The organism is Novosphingobium sp. EMRT-2 (assembly GCF_005145025.1).
In the GTDB taxonomy this organism is placed as follows: domain Bacteria; phylum Pseudomonadota; class Alphaproteobacteria; order Sphingomonadales; family Sphingomonadaceae; genus Novosphingobium.
This window is the reverse complement of record NZ_CP039695.1, coordinates 1229493-1247968: the sequence shown is the minus strand read 5'-3', so window position 1 is coordinate 1247968 and position 18476 is coordinate 1229493. Positions and strand designations below refer to the sequence as shown.

General features: G+C 65.0%; 15 protein-coding genes and 1 other RNA gene. 8 read left to right on the top strand and 8 right to left on the bottom strand.

The genetic code is table 11. The features are described 5' to 3' along the window. The first annotated feature begins 142 nt into the window (after positions 1 to 142). The gene (locus tag FA702_RS05990) at positions 143 to 940 is read left to right on the top strand and encodes a lysophospholipid acyltransferase family protein (protein WP_168196006.1); all 798 of its coding nucleotides are present in this window, start codon (positions 143 to 145) and stop codon (positions 938 to 940) included. On the opposite strand, the gene FA702_RS05985 is transcribed toward FA702_RS05990, so the two are convergent. Next, positions 910 to 1716 (bottom strand): GNAT family N-acetyltransferase, encoded by an 807-nt coding sequence (locus FA702_RS05985; RefSeq protein WP_136955389.1) that lies wholly within the window; start codon positions 1714 to 1716, stop codon positions 910 to 912. The genes FA702_RS05990 and FA702_RS05985 overlap by 31 nt on opposite strands. Before the next feature lie 229 nt (positions 1717 to 1945). Here FA702_RS05985 and clpP point away from each other — a divergent pair, with 229 nt between their 5' ends. Continuing rightward, positions 1946 to 2653, top strand: coding sequence for an ATP-dependent Clp endopeptidase proteolytic subunit ClpP (gene clpP, locus FA702_RS05980; protein ID WP_136955388.1), 708 nt, complete (start codon positions 1946 to 1948; stop codon positions 2651 to 2653). Positions 2654 to 2811: 158 nt separating this feature from the next. Beyond that, entirely contained in the window at positions 2812 to 4068 is a 1257-nt protein-coding gene (clpX, locus tag FA702_RS05975) for an ATP-dependent Clp protease ATP-binding subunit ClpX (protein WP_124809217.1), read from the top strand. An 87-nt stretch (positions 4069 to 4155) separates the two neighbouring features. Here the strand turns inward: clpX and FA702_RS05970 are convergent, their stop codons facing one another. The 5 genes from FA702_RS05970 to FA702_RS05950 all read right to left on the bottom strand — a co-directional run bounded on the left by FA702_RS05970 (position 4156) and on the right by FA702_RS05950 (position 7484). Further along, complete coding sequence (locus tag FA702_RS05970; RefSeq protein WP_136955387.1) at positions 4156 to 5115, bottom strand: cation diffusion facilitator family transporter; 960 nt, start codon at positions 5113 to 5115, stop codon at positions 4156 to 4158. 55 nt (positions 5116 to 5170) lie between these two features. Continuing rightward, positions 5171 to 5595, bottom strand: an RNA gene (gene rnpB / locus FA702_RS05965) — RNase P RNA component class A. 7 nt (positions 5596 to 5602) lie between these two features. Next, positions 5603 to 6307: an N-acetylmuramoyl-L-alanine amidase gene (locus tag FA702_RS05960; RefSeq protein WP_136955386.1), complete on the bottom strand. Its 705-nt coding sequence runs from the start codon at positions 6305 to 6307 to the stop codon at positions 5603 to 5605. Positions 6308 to 6324: 17 nt separating this feature from the next. Next, a complete protein-coding gene (locus FA702_RS05955; protein ID WP_136955385.1) occupies positions 6325 to 6966 on the bottom strand; it encodes a histidine phosphotransferase family protein in 642 nt (213 codons plus the stop codon). A gap of 158 nt (positions 6967 to 7124) precedes the next feature. Beyond that, on the bottom strand, positions 7125 to 7484 hold the full coding sequence (locus tag FA702_RS05950; protein ID WP_370385511.1) for a Mov34/MPN/PAD-1 family protein: 360 nt from the start codon (positions 7482 to 7484) through the stop codon (positions 7125 to 7127). A gap of 277 nt (positions 7485 to 7761) precedes the next feature. Here FA702_RS05950 and FA702_RS05945 point away from each other — a divergent pair, with 277 nt between their 5' ends. From FA702_RS05945 to FA702_RS05925, 5 genes are all read left to right on the top strand, one after another. Continuing rightward, the gene (locus tag FA702_RS05945) at positions 7762 to 8805 is read left to right on the top strand and encodes an acyltransferase (protein ID WP_124809213.1); all 1044 of its coding nucleotides are present in this window, start codon (positions 7762 to 7764) and stop codon (positions 8803 to 8805) included. Next, positions 8802 to 10748, top strand: coding sequence for an acyltransferase family protein (locus FA702_RS05940; protein WP_136955384.1), 1947 nt, complete (start codon positions 8802 to 8804; stop codon positions 10746 to 10748). Before FA702_RS05945 ends, FA702_RS05940 begins: the two co-directional genes overlap by 4 nt. A gap of 191 nt (positions 10749 to 10939) precedes the next feature. After that, positions 10940 to 11746, top strand: coding sequence for a WecB/TagA/CpsF family glycosyltransferase (locus FA702_RS05935; RefSeq protein ID WP_210417596.1), 807 nt, complete (start codon positions 10940 to 10942; stop codon positions 11744 to 11746). A gap of 129 nt (positions 11747 to 11875) precedes the next feature. Next, complete coding sequence (locus FA702_RS05930; RefSeq protein ID WP_210417595.1) at positions 11876 to 14332, top strand: sialidase family protein; 2457 nt, start codon at positions 11876 to 11878, stop codon at positions 14330 to 14332. A 13-nt stretch (positions 14333 to 14345) separates the two neighbouring features. Then, positions 14346 to 15698: an O-antigen ligase gene (locus tag FA702_RS05925; RefSeq protein WP_168196005.1), complete on the top strand. Its 1353-nt coding sequence runs from the start codon at positions 14346 to 14348 to the stop codon at positions 15696 to 15698. Here the strand turns inward: FA702_RS05925 and FA702_RS05920 are convergent. After that, positions 15648 to 16349: a hypothetical protein gene (locus tag FA702_RS05920; protein ID WP_136955382.1), complete on the bottom strand. Its 702-nt coding sequence runs from the start codon at positions 16347 to 16349 to the stop codon at positions 15648 to 15650. The genes FA702_RS05925 and FA702_RS05920 overlap by 51 nt on opposite strands. Continuing rightward, positions 16349 to 18460, bottom strand: a complete 2112-nt coding sequence (locus tag FA702_RS05915) for an AAA family ATPase (protein ID WP_124809209.1) — start codon at positions 18458 to 18460, stop codon at positions 16349 to 16351. The genes FA702_RS05920 and FA702_RS05915 overlap by 1 nt, the downstream gene beginning before the upstream one ends. Between the last annotated feature and the right edge of the window lie 16 nt (positions 18461 to 18476).

The window sequence follows — 18476 nt, the reverse complement described above, 5'->3', positions numbered from 1 at the left end:
GGCCACGTCGCCTCCTTCCGGGGCTGACTGACGAAACGGGAAGGGCGTGCCGCAGGGCGCGCCCTTTTTGTTTGTCGCGATCCTGTCATGCCCGTGTCGCATGGCTCGCCGGGTGCGGGCCTGCACGCGGGAGGGATCGGCGATGGCCGGAGGCTGGCGGAAATTGCGCGTGGGGTATCGCTATGGTCGCGCGCTTGCCTCGCTCGTTCTTGTGCTGATGCTGTCGGTGCCCTGGCGGCTCGCTGGCCGCTGGCGCACGTCACGCCGCGCGATCGAGAACGCGGCGTGGGACATCCTGTTGCGCGGCTTCGGCATTCGCGTGCGCTGCCATGGCGACCGGCGCCTGGTGCCGGGTACGCTGGTGCTGGCGAATCACCTGTCGTGGGTCGACATCGCGGTGCTGGCGCGCGTGGCGGACGTGGGTTTCGTTGCCAAGGCGGATGTTGCGGGCTGGCCGCTGCTGGGCGTTCTGGCGCAGCGGCACGGCAGCGTGTTCGTCGATCGTCATCGCCGGGCCGGTGTGGTCGAGGCGGGGCGGGAGCTTGTCGCGCGGCTGGCGTCGGGGCGCTCGCTGGTTCTCTTTGCCGAGGGCACGACCAGTACCGGGGAGGGCGTGCTGCCTTTCCGCACCAGCCTTGTTCCCGATCAGGCGGTGGACCTTCGCATGGTCTGTCCGGTCACGCTGGCCTGCCGCGATCCGCGCCAGCGGGAGTTGGTCGCCTGGGTCGGGGACGACGCCCTGCTGCCGCACGCGCTGGCGCTGGCCGCTGCCGGGGGTGCGACGATCGACGTCGATTTCGGCAAGCCGCTGAGCGGCGGGGATCGCAAGCAGGTCGTCCGTGAAGCGCAAGCCCGAATCGCGCTGCGCCTGGCCGACCTGCTGGGCGGTTGCGCCGCCCCGACGGAAGATCAGGCTGCCACGCTGAAACGGGCGGCGTAGCGTTCCGAGATCAGCTCCACCGGCATCACGACGCAGACGTCGATCGTGTTGAATTCACGGTCCACGAACGCGCCGTCGCCGAAGCGGGCACCGGCGCGCAGGTAGCCCTTGATCAGCGGCGGCAACTGCACCAGCGCGCGCCGCTCGTCATAGCTGCCGCGCGGCAGCCGTTCGAGCGCGATGCCCTTGCCGGGAAGCACGGCGGGCCGCTGGTAGTCCGGTGCGAGGCAGACGTGGTGGAGGTAGGACAGTGCCGCCGCGTGCGCGTCGGGGTCGATGCCGGGGAACGAGGCGCAGCCGAACATCAGCCCAATGTCATGGAGCGCGAGATAGTCCGCGATGCCGCGCCAGAGCAGCGAGATGGTCGCGCTGGTGCGATAGGCGGGCAGCACGCACGAACGCCCCAGTTCGAGCAGCTCGCCGCCGCCGGTCGCGCCGGCCAGCCGGGATAGGTCGAACTCGCCTTCCGAATAGAAGCCGCTGGCCTTGCGCGCCACGCTTTCGCGCAGCAGGCGATAGGTGCCGACCACCAGCGGGTCTCTCCCGCCATCTTCGGCGCACCCGTCCTCGTCGACCACGAGCAGGTGATCGCACAGCGCGTCGTAGGGATCGCTGTCGATGCAGGAATCACCGCTGGCCGATGGACCGGTAACCGGAATGTTCGCGCCCATCTCCGCGGCGAAGACCTGCCAGCGCAGTTTCTGCACGGCCAGAAGATCGCCGTCGTCGCGCGCGAGCCGGACCGAAAGCCTGCGAAGTTGAGTCTGCGAACCCATGGTGTCCTCCGATCCTTGATCGTAGGATGCCTTCGTGACCGCTGCGCGTCGAAGCGGTGACAGTTTGACGGCATGAACGGGGGATTCGCCACGGTTCCGTCAAGATCGCGCGTGGCAGTTCCGCTGTCCAAAGGGCAATCGGAGCGGTATTTCCGGCATGGACGGGTTAACGCCCTTGAACATCTTCCCGTGGCACGCGACATAGACGCGGCAACCACAAGAGGGATTCATGCTCGACCTGTTCGGCCACAACAGCGGCGCCTATGGCGCTCAAGGCAAGTTCACCACCGATCCTGTCACCGGCGCGCTCGTTCCCGTCGTCGTCGAACAGACCAGCCGCGGCGAACGCAGCTTCGATATCTTCAGCCGCCTGCTGCGCGAACGCATCATTTTCGTGACGGGCCAGGTGGAAGACCACATGGCGGCGCTGATCACCGCGCAGCTGCTGTTCCTCGAATCGGAAAACCCGTCGAAGGACATCTCGATGTACATCAACTCGCCGGGCGGTGTCGTCACGGCGGGCATGGCGATCCATGATACCATGCAGTACATCCGGCCGCGCGTTTCCACCGTGTGCATCGGCCAGGCCTGCTCGATGGGCAGCTTCCTGCTCGCGGCGGGCGAGCCGGGCATGCGCATCGCGCTGCCCAACGCGCGAATCATGATTCACCAGCCGTCCGGCGGCGCGCAGGGCATGGCCTCCGACATCGAGATCCAGGCGCGCGAGATCCTGCGCATCCGTGAACGGATGAACAAGCTCTACGTCAAGTACACCGGCCGCACGCTGGAGGAGATCGAGCGGGCGATGGATCGCGATACCTTCCTCGAAGCCGACGAAGCGCAGAAATTCGGCCTTGTCGACAAGGTTTTCGAATCGCGTCCGGCCACCGACCAGACCGGTGTCGAAGAAGGTTCGGGCGGCGCGCCGGCCGCCTGATGAGGAAGAACTGACAGGGGCCGCGCGGCGCTTAACCTTGGCGAAAGGCACCGTGCGGTAACCCGATTTTCGCTTTGAACGTGTCCGGTTGATTAATGCCCTTGGGGTAGTAGGATGATCGGGCCGGCCTTCCGTGGGAAGGCGCCTGGGATGATAGAATGACGAAGCTTTCCGGATCGGATACCAAGAGCACCCTGTATTGCAGCTTCTGCGGCAAGAGCCAGCATGAGGTGCGCAAGCTCATCGCGGGGCCGACCGTGTTCATCTGCGATGAATGCGTCGAACTGTGCAACGACATCATCCGTGAAGAGACCAAGGCCGGGATCGCCGGAAAGAAGGATGGCGGCATACCCACGCCGCGTGACATCTTCGAGACGCTGAACGACTACGTGATCGGTCAGGACCGCGCCAAGCGCGTGCTCTCGGTGGCCGTCCACAATCACTACAAGCGCCTGAAGCACAGCGGCAAGGGCAGCGAGGTCGAGCTCTCGAAGTCGAACATCCTGCTGGTCGGGCCGACCGGTTCGGGCAAGACGCTGCTGGCGCAGACGCTGGCCAAGACGTTCGACGTGCCCTTCACGATGGCCGACGCCACCACGCTGACCGAAGCTGGCTATGTGGGCGAGGATGTGGAGAACATCATCCTCAAGCTGCTGCAGGCGTCGGACTACAATGTCGAGAAGGCGCAGCACGGCATCGTCTATATCGACGAGATCGACAAGATCAGCCGCAAGGCGGAAAATCCCTCGATCACGCGCGACGTGTCGGGCGAAGGCGTGCAGCAGGCGCTGCTCAAGCTGATGGAAGGCACCACCGCCTCCGTTCCGCCGCAGGGCGGGCGCAAGCATCCGCAGCAGGAATTCCTGCAGGTGGATACGACCAATATCCTGTTCATCTGCGGCGGCGCGTTCGCGGGGCTGGAAAAGATCATCGCCGATCGCCTACAGAAGCGTTCGATCGGGTTCGGCGCGCACGTTGCCGATCCGGACAAGCGCAAGGTGGGCGAACTGCTGCAGAAGGCGGAGCCGGAAGACCTGCTCAAGTTCGGCCTCATCCCCGAATTCGTCGGCCGTCTGCCGGTGATCGCCACGCTCAACGACCTCGATATCGAGGCGCTGGTGAAGATCCTGCGCGAGCCCAAGAACGCGCTGGTCAAGCAGTACCAGCGTCTGTTCGAGCTGGAGGACGTGCAGCTTACCTTCACCGACGACGCGCTGGAAGCGATCGCCAAGAAGGCCATCGAGCGCAAGACCGGTGCGCGCGGCCTGCGGTCGATCGTCGAAGGGCTGCTGCTCGATACGATGTTCGACCTGCCCACGCTGGAAGGCGTGACCGAAGTGGTCGTCGACAAGGATGTCGTCGATGGCCGCAAGGAGCCGGTGCAGGTGCTCAAGGGCAAGGAAGAAGCCGCCTGACGGCAGCGCTTCCCGTTCGCTGAACTTCTGAAGAGGCGGGTTTCCTTCGGGAAGCCTGCCTCTTTCGCATTCAGCGCCTTCTCGCGTTCAGGCGTCGCCGCCCTGGCACCCGTGCGCGCAATCGAGCATGGGCTCGGCTTCGATCTGGACGGTGGTGTGGCAGATCCGGAAATCGTGCTCCAGCTCGTGCGCCAGTTCGCGCAGGAAGGCATCGCCGGGGTGGCCTTGCGGCATGACCAGATGGGCGGTTAGTGCGGTCTCGGTGGTGCTCATTGGCCAGATGTGCAGGTCGTGGACGGCGGTGACGCCCGGCTGGCCGCACAGAAAGCTGCGCACCGCGCCTTCGTCAATGCTGGCGGGCACGCCATGCAGGCCCATCTTCACCGAATCGCGCAGCAGATCCCACGTGCCGATGGCGATCACCGCCACGATGACGAGGCTGGTGACGGGATCGATCCAGGCAAAGCCGGTCGTCGCGATGAAGAAGCCCGCCACGACGACGCCCGCCGAAACCGCGGCGTCGGCGGCCATGTGCAGGTAGGCGCCGCGAAGGTTGATGTCGTGCTTGCTGCCGCGCATGAACATCAGCGCGGTAGCGGCGTTGATGACGATGCCGATCGCGGCGACGATCATCACCGGGCCGCCGGCCACCGGTTCCGGCTCGATCAGTCGCCGGATGGTTTCGACCACGATCGCGCCCAGCGCGACCAGCAGCAGCGAGGTATTGGCCAGCGCGGCCAGGATCGAGCTGGACTTGAAGCCATAGGTAAAGCGGGCGGACGGCGGCCGGGCGGTGAGCACACTCGCGCCCCAGGCGATCACCAGGCCCAGCACGTCCGAAAGGTTGTGCCCGGCATCGGCCACCAGCGCCATCGATCCGGCGATGATGCCATAGGCCGCCTCGACCACGACGAAGCCCAGATTGAGCGTGATGCCAATCGCGAACGCGCGGCCGAAGCTGGCGGGGGCGTGGTGATGCCCGTGCCCGTGCCCTGAACCGTGGTCATGCCCATGGTGATCGTGATGGAGGTGATGGCCGGCTGACATGATCGCCTCCTAGCCCGAACCGGGCCGGCAGGAAAATGCTTTGCGGATGCGATGATATGCCAGGGGGCCTGTAAGCCGGGTTCTGTCCCGCCGATGGTATGCCATTCGGCACCGTATCGGCGGGGGCAGCCATTCCTCTCGGCGACACGTTGCCGTGCCGCTCCAGCAACCAACCCGGACATTGCAGGTCCGAAGACCTTGGCGCGAAACACGCCTGCCGGTTGCCCGGCGCGCCGTCCCTATTCGGTCTTGCTCCGGGTGGGGTTTGCCGTGCCGCTTCCGTTGCCGGTCGCGCGGTGCGCTCTTGCCGCACCCTTTCACCCTTGCCTGCGCCTTGCGACGCATAGGCGGTCTGCTCTCTGTGGCACTTTCCCTGACCCCCGCTTGCGCGAAGGCCGGCGGGCGTTACCCGCCACCCTGTTTCGTGGAGCCCGGACTTTCCTCGGCATCTTGCGATGACGCGGCTGCCCGGCCCCCTGGCGAGGGGTCACCTAGCATGGCCGAGGTCGCGTTCCAACAGCAGCTCGAACAGAAGGCCACCGATTTGTCCGTCGATCTCGCCGGTGATCTTGTGCGGGCGCCAGCGGCGCTGGAACGCGCGCACCGCCGCGCGGCCGTCCGATATGTCATAGCCGAAGCGTTCGAGCGCGAGAAAGAACGCGCCGTCGTTGTCGTAGAGCAGCCGCATGGTCGGCTTGGGGATGGGCAGCGCCAGGCGGTAGCGCGCGAGCAGCGGCCAGTCGAACAGTTCGCCCGGATCATCCTTGCGCGCAGGGGCTATGTCGGAATGGCCGACCACGTTGGCGCGGGGAACGTTGTGGCGCTTCACGATGTCCGCCAGCAGCGGGATCAGCGCTTCCATCTGCGCGTCGGGGAAGGGGCGGTATCCCCATTCGTGCCCCGGATTGACCAGTTCGATGCCGATGCTGGCCGAATTGACGTCGGTAATTCCCCGCCAATAGGACCGGCCGGCGTGCCACGCGCGCTTTTCCTCGGGCACCAGCAGCGTGACGGTGCCGTCCTCGTCGATCATGTAGTGGGCGGAAACCTCGGCGGCGGGATCGCACATGCGCTCCAGCGCTTCGGCGGCGGTGCGCATCCCGGTGTAGTGGAGCACCACCATCGATACCGGCAGCTTGCGCTCGTTCCAGTTGGGCGAGGGAACCTCGCGATGGATCAGCCACCGGTTCATCGCCATCCCGGAGCGCCTTATGCCGCGGGCACCACCGCGCCCATCACCAGGGCGTCGTCGGAGAGGTGATACTGCAAGCCGCCGCCCATGCTGGCGACAAGCTGGTGCAGCATGGCGGCGGGGGCGGTGCGGCTGGAAAGCTCTTCCGCCCCGGCGCTACCGTCCAGCGCGCGGCCGATGGCGGGATCGAAGGCGATGCGCTGGCCCGAAGCGCGCACCACGATCTCGCTCGTGCCGTCGCGTGGCTCCGCCCCGATGTCGAGCGTGCCGCCGCGCACCAGCGAATCGAGCGCAATCAGCGAGAGGTTGAGGAGCACTTTCACCGCCGGCTTGGGCAGGGTGTCTCCGCCCAGCACCCAGTTCACCGTGACGCGGCCGTTGTTGCCGACCAGCGCGTCGACCAGCGCCTTGGGTTCGGAAAGCGGCACCGAATCGCCGAAGCCGCCGGCCGCGCCGAAGGCCAGCCGGAAGAAGCGCAGCTTGTCGGTAGAGATCTTGGCGCTCTGTTCCAGCAGTTCGAAGCAGCGCTTGCGCATCTCCGGGTCTTTTTCATCGGACAGAAGCTCGAGCCCGTTGGAAAGCGCCCCCACCGGGCTGAGCATGTCGTGGCACAGCCGGGAGCAGAGCAGGCTGGCGAGTTCGAGTGCTTCGGTGGTCATGATCCGGCGCTTGCTTTCGGGAATGGAGTGTTCGGGGCTGGTGAAGTTGACGAAGTTGACACGGTCCTGCGCGCATGACCCGCCCCGGAGCGGGATGGCCCGTAAAGCGGCGCGTGCGCGGTCCTCTCGGCGTGTCGGTACGGCATGGTTGCTTCGCCTTAACCTTCTACGGTGTCATAGGAAAGCGGTTCGAAACCGGATGGCGCATCCTTCCACAAGGTGATGCGCCCGCGCGCCACGATGGCCCATATCCGGTTGTCGCCCGCCGCTGCCGCCTGATCGGTCCGGGAAGGATGGGGTAGGCCGTTGGGATGGGAATGAAAATATCCCAGCACCTTTGCGCCATCCGCGCGCGCGTGGCGATGTGCGGCGATCAGGGCCGCCGGGTCGATCTCGAAATGGCGCATCGGGTCGGATGCGACGTTTGCGGTGGGCATCGCAGTCTCCACATGCGCCCCTTGCCCAAGCAGCAGGCCGCACGCTTCCCGTGGCGCCGCGCCGGCTGCGGCTTGGCGCATCGTGGTCAGAGCGGATTGGCGGATAACGAAGGACATTGCGCTCCGGCGGGATCATCGGTGGGTACGCGCCAGGCAAAGGATACCGGATCGCAAAGGCATAGACCACACTTTCGCGGTTTGGCGCAAAAGGGCTGGTGCTCGAGGGCGCTTGTCCACGTTTTGCTTCTGTATTCCGGTGCATTTACCATGTTTCCATGGCGCCGAAGTGTTCCTGTTTGGGATTCGGGTCTTCGCAACCCCCGTTGTCGCTGGTTCGGCAGGGGCGTAAAAAAACGCAATGAAAAAGCTTTACTCGATTCAGTATCTTCGGGCGTTTGCGGCGCTTGCGGTGGTCGTTGTACATGCGATTCTTCATCCGCTGAATGTCGAGATTCCGTCGATCGTCCGTCTGGGCAGCTTTGCCGTGATCCTGTTCTTCGTTATAAGCGGGTTCATCATGGTGTCGGTGACGGGCAACGGCGCTTTTTCAGCTCCGGATTTCCTGCTCAGGCGCATCGCGAGGGTGGCGCCGCTCTATTGGCTGGTCACACTGGTAGTCGCGCTGATAGCGATCGTCTTTCCGATGCTGCTCAAGAATACGACTTATTCGCTGGAGGGCTTTGTCAAATCCGTGCTGTTCATCCCGTTCCGGCGCGGGAATGACGAAATCGTGCCGATGATGAAGCTGGGATGGACGTTGAACTACGAGATGTTCTTCTACGTTCTGTTCGCGGCATTCAGTTACCTGACTGCGGCCAAGCGGTTCATCGGGGTGGCGCTGGTCCTGCTCGGCATCACGCTGTTCAATGCGCTGTTCCAGCCGCAAGGCGTGGCCTTTGAATTCTATGGCCGCCCGGTGGTGCTGACGTTCGTTGGCGGGATGGCCATCGGCCTGTGGCACCTGCGCGGGGGAGATGCGGAGGTTTCCATCGGTTCCGGTCTGGGCTGGCTGCTCGCTGCCGCCGTGTTTCTGGTGGCGGGCATGCGCGTGACGCCCGAGGTGTTGTTCAGCAACCAGGCCGATGCCTGTTTCATGCTTGCCGGAACCTGCCTGGTCATGGGGGGCATCCGGCTGGAATCCGCGCTGCCACGTAGCAACCTGTTGCTTTTGCTGGGCGATGCCTCATACTCGCTATACTTGGTGCATATGTATTGCATCGCCGCATTGTTCATCGTTCTACGCAAGCTGGGGGATTGGGCGATGGATTTCCGTCTTGTGCCTGCTGTTTTCCTTTCCTGCGTGGTGGCGGTGGTGGTGCATTCTTTCGTGGAAAAGCCGATGATGCGCATGTCCCTTAAACCCCGCATGGCGCGGCGCACGGCGGACAGCCTGCCTCGGTGACGGCCACGGCGCACGCAGTCGGCGGCCGACTGCGCCTGGACATCCAGGCCCTGCGCGGCCTGGCAATTCTGCTGGTTCTGGCGCATCACGCGCGCGTCCCGTTCGTGCCGGGCGGTTTTCTTGGCGTCGACATCTTCTTCGTCGTGTCGGGCTTTCTGATGGCACGGATCATCGACGACGGACTGGGCAATGGCAGCTTCACCTTCGCGGGCTTTTATGCCCGGCGCGCGCGGAGACTGCTGCCCGCGGCATATGCCACGCTGGTCGTCACCGCCGCTTTCGCGGTGTTCCTGCTGGATAGCAAGGAACTGAAGGATTTCGCCGCGCAATTGGCCGGCGCCTTTGCATTCGTGGTCAATGTCGTCCTTTGGCGGCAGGCCGACTATTTCAGCAGCGGCGCGGAATTGAAGCCGCTGTTGCACATGTGGTCGCTTGCGGTGGAGGAGCAGTATTACCTCGGCCTGCCGCTGCTGCTGGCGTTCGCTCCCCGGCGCTTCCGCCTGTCACTGGTGACGATGGCGACCGTAGCGAGCTTCGCGGGATGTCTCTGGCTACGCTCGTTTGCGCCATCCGCCGCCTTTTACATGGTGCCGTCGCGGGCCTGGGAGCTGGGTGTCGGCAGCGTTCTGGCACTGGCGCTGGCGCGCGGACGGGTAAAGCCCGGGCGATGGCCGGCGGCGCGGATGTTCGCCGTTGCGATACTGCTGATCGTGCCGCTGGTGGCCGATGATGCGAACCATCCCGGCTGGGCGGCCCTGGTTTGCTGCCTTGCCACCGCGCTGTTGCTCGTGCCGGGCGGAGAGCCGGGCAAGCGGCTTTCCGCCATGCTGGCGCCCATCTGCGCGACGGGCGATCGTTCCTATTCGCTCTATCTGGTCCACTGGCCGGTGTTTGCCTTTGCCGGCAACGTCATGATTGCGCCGGTGCCGTTGTGGGTGAACCTGCTGCTGATCATTCCCTGTCTTGTCTGGGCCGAGGCGCAGTATCGCTGGGTTGAGCGGCGTCTGCGTTCGTTCCGGATGGGCGCGACCAGCTTGGCGGTCTTGCTCGCGATCCCGCTGGTGACCGTGGGGCTGGTCTATGCAGCGACCCTGCGTTCGGGCGCTGCGGTGGGGGACCGTGCACCCAATTTCGGCCTTTCCGCTGCCTGCAATGGCAATGGCTCCACGCTGGAGGATCGCGCCTGCCGTTCCGGACCTGCCCCCGAGACGCTGGTATGGGGGGATTCGTTCGGGATGCACGTTGCGCCGGGCGTAGCGGCGGTCACACCTGGAGGCATCGTGCAGGCGACCAAGACATTCTGCGGACCGTTTGTTGGCGTTGCCGCGGTCAACGAGAAACTCTATCCCCGCAGGCAGGGCGAAGCGTGCCTCCGTTTCAACCGCTCCGTCGTGGCGATGCTGGCCCGGCATCCGGAGCTTAGTACCGTGATCCTGTCGAGTTCCATCGGCCAGTATCTGCCCGATGCCGAACCCGGCTTCGCGCTGCTGGTCGATCGCGGAAACGGCGCGCCTGTTGTTTTGCCACGCAGCGAAGAAGCCTTGCTGCACGCGCTTGATGAGACCGTGGCGGCGATTCGGGGGATGGGGCGAAAGGTGGTGTTCCTGGCACCGCCTCCTTCGACGGCCACTGACTACGGCCGGTGCGCGCTGCGCCGGACAGAAGGGCGGTGGACCCTGGGCGCGAATGCGGAATGCAGTTTCGCGGAAGCAGAATATCGCTCGGAAAAGCGGGCCGTCCTTCATTTCCTCGAGGCCGCCGAACGCGGACATGATATTGGGGTCGTGCGCATGGATCGCTGGTTTTGTCCGGGCGGGCGTTGCCAATCCTATCGCGACGGCGTCATTCTGTATGCCGATCACGCCCACCTCAGTGCGCGCGGATCGGTGATGGCCGCGCGCGACGGAGGATGGGCGAGCGCGATCGCGGTTCAGGCGCGATGAACGGGAAGACCACGCATAACGTTTTCGAAACTCGGTTATGCCATTGTTCTTCTTGGGGCCATCAAGCGACCTGAGCGCAAAATTTCGCTAGTTTTCTTCTTTTGGGACCATTAAGCATGGCACTATGCTGCACTGCACTACTGGTATTGGTTCTTCATGTAGGCTAGTGAAGCCGTAAGTAATCGGGAGCTATGGTGCGGCTGATTTCTGATACCACTGCCGGAACGCCTGCTTCCGATGAAGCCGATGTGGTGTACATCGGCGGAATTCGTAGTTCGCGGCTGACGCGTGCTGAATTGGCCGAGGTTATGGTCAACGACGTTTCGCGGGCTCGTGCCGGGCAACTTGAAATGCCGCGGGTGGTCGTTGCGACCAATGGACTGGTCATTACCAACTATCATCACGATCCGGATTTTCGCCGGCTGATCGACCAGGCCGATATCGTCGATGTCGACGGGATGCCGCTGGTGCTGGCGACCCGGCTGTTGTGCAAAAACCCCGTGCGGGAACGCGTTGCGACGACGGATTTCGTGCGCGATGCATCGGCGATCGCGGCGGAAACCGGTGTGCGCTTCTTTTTCCTGGGCGCGCGCGATGACCGCGCCGCAAAGTCCGCGTATAATCTGACCAAGGCCTATCCCGGACTGGAGGTGGTCGGTACGCGGAACGGCTATTTCACCCGCGAGGAAGAAGACGATATCTGCGCGCAGATCGTCGCTTCCGGGGCCGACGTGCTCTGGCTTGGTCTCGGCAGCCCCAAGCAGGAAGATTTCGCCATCCGCAACCGGCACAAGCTGGCCGGCCTCGGCTGGATACGCACCTGCGGCGGCCTGTTCGATTTCTATTCCGATTTTGCGCCTCGCGCACCGGCATGGATGCAGAATCTGGGCATCGAATGGATGTTTCGCGCGTGGCAGGAACCGCGCCGGCTGGGATTGCGGTATCTTGCCAGCAATCCGGCGGCTATCTACCATATCCTGACCAAGACGCACGATTAAACGCTTGAAATAGCTTGGAGGAAGCGACTTTCACTCCAAGCGGAAAACAGGTGCGGACCATGCTGGTGCCGGTATGAATTCTGAGCGCGCAGATGCCGGTCGCGCGCCTGGCGATCGCGGTGACATGAAGTGACCATAGCTCCGGCCAGCGTGCATCAGATCGGGATCGAGGCTGGCCGCACCGGCCGGCGCAGGCGTTCGCCTGCGGGGTCGATGGCGCGCGGCCGCGTTTTCAGGGCCGTGCTGCTGGTGATCTCTCTCGGGCTGGGCAGCCTTGCCCTGCTGTGGGGCATGATGCCGCATCTGTTCGAGGACAGCGGCGAGCGCGTCTGGAATCCGCCGAAATCGACACTGGGCGCCCCACGCCCGAACGAGGCGATGGCCTGGCGGCCCGTGGCCATCGGTGGCGGGGGGTTCATCACCGGGTTGTCCGCCGATGACGCGGGCAAGACGTGGGTGGCGCGAACCGACGTGTACGGAGCCTATCGCTGGGACGCGGCGGCGGACCGGTGGGTGCAACTGGTCTCGGCCCGGTCGATGCCTCAGGAGAATGTTGTGCAGGCCGGGGCGGCTGCCGGGGTTTACGAGATCGTCGTGGCGCCGGGCGATCCGAATCGGCTGTATATGGCCTTCATGAACGGTGTTTTCCGTTCCGACGATGGCGGCGGCCATTGGCGGCGCGTGCTTGGTGGGCCTGGCAAGGACGAGGCATTCGCGCTGGACGCCAATAGCGAATTTCGCCTCTATGGCGCTTTCATGGCGGTTTCGCCCGAAAATCCGGATGTTGTAGCGTTCGGTTCCCCTGATCGCGGGCTTTGGCGCAGCGGCGATGGAGGCGGCCACTGGGAACGCGTCGCCGCCGTTCCGCCTGCGCGCGATATGCGGCCGGGCAAGCCCGGCGTGCAGGCACCGGGTATTCTGGTGTGGTTCCGAAAGGATGGGGGGACCACACGATTGTGGGCCGCATCCGCGGGGAACGGTGTCTATGCCGGCAATGCCGATGGGGGCGGAATGGCGTCCGTCGGCGGGCCGCGCTTTGTCCGTCGCGGCGCATTTGCGGCCGACGGCTCGTTCTATGCCGCGGATGGCGAGGAAAAGCGCGTGATGCGGTTGTCGGGCGGCCGATGGGAAGAGTTGACCGCCCGTATAGCCGACGGGCGCGTCTTCGCTGCCGTCGCCGTCGACCCGGCGCACGGAACCGTGATGGTCGGCGATCAGGGAGGGCGGCTGTGGTGCTCGGTTGATGGAGCCACATGGAACATGGCCTCGCGCAGCGCCAAGGTCGGGGACCGCGATCCACCGTGGCTGGCCATCGCCGACCACGCCTATTTCGCCACGGGCCAGATCATGTTCGATCCCAACCGGTCCGGCCGGCTGTGGACGGCGGCGGGAACAGGCGTTTTCACCGCGCAACCTGCGTCTGCCTGCGCACCGGTCGTCTGGGAAAGCCGTACCCGTGGGATCGAGGAACTGGTGACCAACGATGCGGTCAGTGCGCCCGGCTTCCCTCCGGTTTTTGCCGCATGGGATTTCGGCATTCACGTCAAACCGGATCTCGATGCCTTTTCGACCGGATTCGGGCCGCGCCAGCGGATGCTGATCGCCGCGCAGCAGGTGGACTGGACTCCCGCGCGCCCGGGCTTTCTGGTCACCAATGCTTCGGATACCCGCATGGGTTGCTGTTCCGAAGACGGGCAGTCGGTACTGGCCGGCTATAGCGAGGACGGGGGGCGGACGTGGACGCGCTTCGCCAGTTTGCCCACGCCGCCGGGCACCGATCCGGCCGACCCCTGGCGCATGTCATTCGGCACGATCGCGGTTTCGTCGGACGATCCCGACAACATCGTGTGGGAACCGGCATTCAACCGCTCGCCCTTCTATACGCTTGACCGTGGCCGGACATGGTCGCGCGTGGTGTTGCCGGGCGAGATGCTCCCGCATACCGGATCGTTCAAGGACTATTGGCCGCAACGGAAGACGCTGGCGGCGGACCGGGCTGCGCCCGGAACGTTCTATCTTTTACACAGCGGCGATGGCGACAACATCTCGCTCGCGGGGGTGTGGGTCACGCGCGACAAGGGGCAGCGCTGGAGCCGTGTTTTCGCGGGGCAGGTCGTGCCAGACAGTTCGCGCGCGGCCAAGTTGCGGGCCGTGCCGGGGAAGGCCGGCTGGCTGTTCCTGACCAACGGGCAACCGAAATCCCGTGATTCGCGACTGCGGCGATCTGTCGACGGTGGCAAGACATGGACCGTTCTGGAGGACGTGGATGGCGTGGACGATGTCGCTTTCGGCAAGGCGCCGCGCGGCTCGGACATGCCCACAATCTTCGTTTCCGGGCGGGTCGGCGGTCGCTTTGGCATCTGGCGGTCTGTCGATAACGCGCGAACCTGGCAGCGGCTGACCGGTTTCCCGCTCGATCGTCTGGATCAGGTGACGGTAATCGAAGGCGACAAGAACGTGTTCGGCAGGGTCTATGTCGGTTTCACCGGTTCCGGCTGGATCTATGGCGAGCCGGCGCCGTGCCGGCCGGGTACGATTTCGGCCGCCGGCGAGGAAGAGTGCAGTGCGGTGGAGCAGGCGCGCTGAAATGCCTCTGGGAATGGGATCTCCAGGTAGGACGCACAGGCCGGTACTGTCTGCCGACAGGCTGGGCGCTGTTCCCGAAGGCCCGTTCGCGAAAATTCGGGGGCTGATCGAGATTGTTGCCGGGGCGTTGGCCCTGTCGTGCGGGTTCTTCTTCGCCTCGTTCGACAGCATGGAGGGTAGGGCAATGGCCTGCCTGGTCATGGGCCTCTACCTGCTGCTGTTGCTGTTCCGCCCTGTGCCTTTGACCTTCTGGCGAGCGTTCCTGCCGGTGATCGGCCCGGTGCTGCTGGCGATGGCGTGGATCGCGCTGGCGCCGCTGCTCGCCCCTGGGGCCTGGCTGGCACCAGACATGGCGACGGGCAACATCGTCGGTTTCCATGCTGCCGTCATGGCGCTGCTGGCAGGCGCGCTGATCGGGTATCGACACGTTCCGGTGGTGCGCCTGATTGATATCTGGCTGATAATCGTGGCGCTCCAGCTCGGTCTGTCTTTGCTCATGGGGACGGGCGTGCTGGCCGGGCCGTTCGACGTTCCCATGTTTCGCAATGGGCGGCTGACCGGTCTGGCGAGCAACGCCAATATCCAGGCGGTTCTGGCCGGCATCGCCTTGTTGCTGACGGCAGCGCGGGTCGCCGCGCGCTTGCGGCACCAGCGGCAACCCTGGCGCGCTCTGGTGCGCAATCCCGGCATAGCCGCGCAGTTGGGGCTGGTCATACTGTGCCTTGCGGTGATGCTCTACGCCGGATCGCGGTTTCCGCTGTTCGTTGCGGGGCTGCTGCTGGCGGTTCTTGGCGCACGCGCGCTGGCGCGCGGCGGAACGCGGGGGGGGCTTCTCCGGATCGCGTTGATAACGGGTCTTGTCGGAGTGATCAGCCTGGCCGGGATGGCCGATGTCGTCGTGCGCCGCCTTGGCGAACTGGACGTTGGCGCCGCTGTGCGGACCGAAATGTGGTCGCGTTATCTCGCAGCGGCGTGGCGCTCTCCATGGTTCGGCTATGGGCCGGGCGGCTTTCCCACGCTCAACAGCATGCTGTTGCCCGATCCGCTGGTGGCCGAAGCGGCGTGGACGGTCAATTCGCCCCACAACATCCTGCTGCAACTGCTGCTGAAAGGCGGTCTGCCCTATCTGCTGTTTCTGCTGGCGGCGGCGGCGATGGTGGCCGTGCCTGTAGTCCGCCACTTTTCGGGCGGGCGACGGTCGCTGGAAGCATGGGGCATTGCGCTGGCTCTCGTCTTTCTGTTCGCCAACGGCATGATCGATATCTGCCTGGACGTGCCGGCGACCACCTGTTTCGCCATGTTCCTGGCCGGCGTGTTATGGGGCACTGCCCGCCCGGTTCCGGTAGTCGGCGTCTCCAAGCCGTGACCGGCGCCATTCCGTAAGAAGCGGAACGAAAGCGTCGGATTGCCGTGCCATCGCGAACACGCGATCGCGCAGGGATTTGTCTATGCGAGCGAGCCAGACCGCTTCCGCGACGCTGCGCGATCGCGTTTCCGGCGACAGGTCGGACCAGTTGCGGAAGGCATAGGCGACGCGCCAGGCGCCAGCATTGCGCTGGTATGGGGCATCGGCATAGCTGCGTTCGAACGCCTTGCGCGTTTCGGCATCGCGCTCGCCCCGGCGCTGGGCCGTGCTGAAGGCCACCATTGTCCATGCTTCCCCCCAGATGGGGCGCGTGGCGGTGGCTTGCAGGGCGTCGGTGCGCGCGGCATCAAGCAGCCGGCTGCGCAACACCGGATCGTTTTCGGCGCCAGCTGCGAGCACTTTCATGTTGGCCGACGACAACAGCCCGCGCGGGGGGAGACTATCCGTGCCCGCCTGAAGCAGCGACGGTCCCGAAAGTGGATAGTTGCGTTCGGCCAGGAGGCTCAACACGCCGAGCTGGCGGATCAGCGGCGCAACGGCCTGTTCCGTCCGGATGACACCGATGGACTGCGCAAGGCACAGCAGCACGGCACCGGCAACGCCCAAGCTGACGAGGCGGTCATACGGAACAACCCGACGACCGCCTTCCATCAGGCCGCGGCGCGATAGTACTGCGTGTACTTCTTGGAATAATAGAGACCGCCGATCGCCTCGGCCGCGGAATCGACCATCGTGTAGATCACGCCGATCGGGTTCGAGCCGTCCGACTGCAGCCAGTTGACGGCGGACGCGGCGGCTTGAGGCGGCGTGGAAGCCCAGCGCACCGCCAGAACGGTGGCGTCGGCCATTGCGGCCAGGAAGCGGCCGTCAGCCAGGCCCACCAGCGGCGGAAGGTCCAGCACCACGAAATCGTAACGGTCGCTCAGCTTGTTCAGAAGCGTGACCATGCCGTCGTTGCCGAACAAGTCTTCGGAACTGAAATACGGCGCGGAGACCAGAAGCTGATCCATGCCTTCGACATCGCCCGGGTGGATGGCTTCCGCTTCGCTCGCGGTGCCGTGCAGCACCTCGACCAGCCCTGGCCCCGAACCGGGGTTCTCGACGATATGCCGCACCTGGGCACGGCGAACGTCGCAATCGACCAGAATCACGCGTGAGCCGTTGAGCGCCAGGGTACGGGCGAACGACAGCGACGACGTGGTCTTCCCTTCGCTGGGCAGCGCGGACGTGAAGGCAATGATCTTCGGCGGCTTGGCCGACTTGACCCCCAGAATGGCGGCCCTGGCAATACGGAACGATTCGCTGAACAGCGAGGTCGGCTTTTCGAGCAGCGTGCGCCCCGGGTTCGATGAACGCGGCAGCTTGGGCACGGCGGCCAGCACTGGCAGACCGAGCGTGGATTCGACGTCGTCGATCGTGCGCAGGCCGCGAACCATCATTTCCTGGAAGATGATCGTGGCGATGCCCGCGGCGAGGCCGACGACCAGCGACAGCACGCTCATCAGCAGGCGCTTGGGGAAGGTGGGTTTGGTGGGCACGTCGGCCCGGTTGACGATCACGGCCTGCGAAATCTGATTCTGCGACGCCTGGGTCGATTCGAGCCACATCTGCGACATGCGGTCATAGGCCGCGCGCTTGGCTGCCGCATCGCGCTCCAGGCTGTCGGCGATCACGGCCGCACGCGTGTTGCTGGCCTGTTCGCCCGCCACGCGGCCCATCGTCGAGCGCAGGCTTCCGGCGCGTGCTTCCACGGCCGTCGTATTGGCACGCAGGGATGCCACGGCGCGTTCGGCTTCGTCGCGGATCTGCTGGTCGATCGACGCGAGCTGATCGCGCACACGGATGCTTTCCGGATGCCTGGGGCCGTACCGGGCCTCCACCTCGCCCTGATTGCGCAGGATTTCGGCCCGCTGACGGCGCAAGTCGTTGATCACCGGGGAATTGCGGACCTGCTCGACAGAATCGAGATTGCCGCGCTGGATCTGGCGTTCGGCGGTGCTGAGCGCGGCGCGTGCGGCCGCGGCATCGGATTCGGCCATGGCCAGCTGGCTGGACAGCGGGCCAACCTGCTGGTCGACGATCGTGCCGGCGTTTGAGCCGGAACCCTGCGCGAGGCCCGCCTGGGCGCGGTACTGCGCAACCTGCTCGTCGGCCGCGCGCATTTCGGCGGCCAGCTTGTCGAGCTGTTCGCGGAACCAGTCGGCCTGCCGGGCCGCCGTTCCGGTCGAAGTGTTGACCTTGAGGTCGAGATACCCTTCCGCGACGGCGTTGGCGACACGCGCGGCCTTCTGCGGGTCTTCGGAGGTGTATCCAACGGAAATCAGATAGGTCAGCTTGTCGCGGCTGACCGAAAGGCGGTCGAGCAGTGCGCTCGCCAGAGCCGCATCGCGATCACCACTGACATTGCCGGCCTTGCGCACGCTTTCGAGCAGCTCCGGATCGTTCTCAAGCTTCAGCGCCTTGACGACGCGCTGCGCGAGTTCCGTGGAGCTAAGGACGGCAACCTCGGTCTCGATGGATTCGGGACTGAGCGCTTCCTGAGGCTGCTTGTTATTCAGCGGATTGCGCGATGGGTCGATGCGGATCAGCGCGGCCGCAGTATAGCGCGGCGTGATCAGGGAAATCCCGGCAACACCTGCGACAGTGATGGCCACGGTTACGATAACCAGCGTCAGCCACCGCCGCCGCAAGGTGTCCTGAGCGCTTTGCACAAAGTCCGAGAAGCGTCCCGCTGGTGCTTCGTTTTGATGCGTAACTTCCATGTCTCTATGGATTCCT

Coding starts and splice junctions, on each gene's coding strand:
- FA702_RS05990 (WP_168196006.1), top strand. CDS start 143: ATGGCCGGAGGCTGGCGGAAATTGCGCGTGGGGTATCGCTATGGTCGC.
- FA702_RS05985 (WP_136955389.1), bottom strand. CDS start 1,716: ATGGGTTCGCAGACTCAACTTCGCAGGCTTTCGGTCCGGCTCGCGCGC.
- clpP (WP_136955388.1), top strand. CDS start 1,946: ATGCTCGACCTGTTCGGCCACAACAGCGGCGCCTATGGCGCTCAAGGC.
- clpX (WP_124809217.1), top strand. CDS start 2,812: ATGACGAAGCTTTCCGGATCGGATACCAAGAGCACCCTGTATTGCAGC.
- FA702_RS05970 (WP_136955387.1), bottom strand. CDS start 5,115: ATGTCAGCCGGCCATCACCTCCATCACGATCACCATGGGCATGACCAC.
- FA702_RS05960 (WP_136955386.1), bottom strand. CDS start 6,307: ATGAACCGGTGGCTGATCCATCGCGAGGTTCCCTCGCCCAACTGGAAC.
- FA702_RS05955 (WP_136955385.1), bottom strand. CDS start 6,966: ATGACCACCGAAGCACTCGAACTCGCCAGCCTGCTCTGCTCCCGGCTG.
- FA702_RS05950 (WP_370385511.1), bottom strand. CDS start 7,484: ATGCGCCAAGCCGCAGCCGGCGCGGCGCCACGGGAAGCGTGCGGCCTG.
- FA702_RS05945 (WP_124809213.1), top strand. CDS start 7,762: ATGAAAAAGCTTTACTCGATTCAGTATCTTCGGGCGTTTGCGGCGCTT.
- FA702_RS05935 (WP_210417596.1), top strand. CDS start 10,940: ATGGTGCGGCTGATTTCTGATACCACTGCCGGAACGCCTGCTTCCGAT.
- FA702_RS05925 (WP_168196005.1), top strand. CDS start 14,346: ATGGGATCTCCAGGTAGGACGCACAGGCCGGTACTGTCTGCCGACAGG.
- FA702_RS05920 (WP_136955382.1), bottom strand. CDS start 16,349: ATGGAAGGCGGTCGTCGGGTTGTTCCGTATGACCGCCTCGTCAGCTTG.
- FA702_RS05915 (WP_124809209.1), bottom strand. CDS start 18,460: ATGGAAGTTACGCATCAAAACGAAGCACCAGCGGGACGCTTCTCGGAC.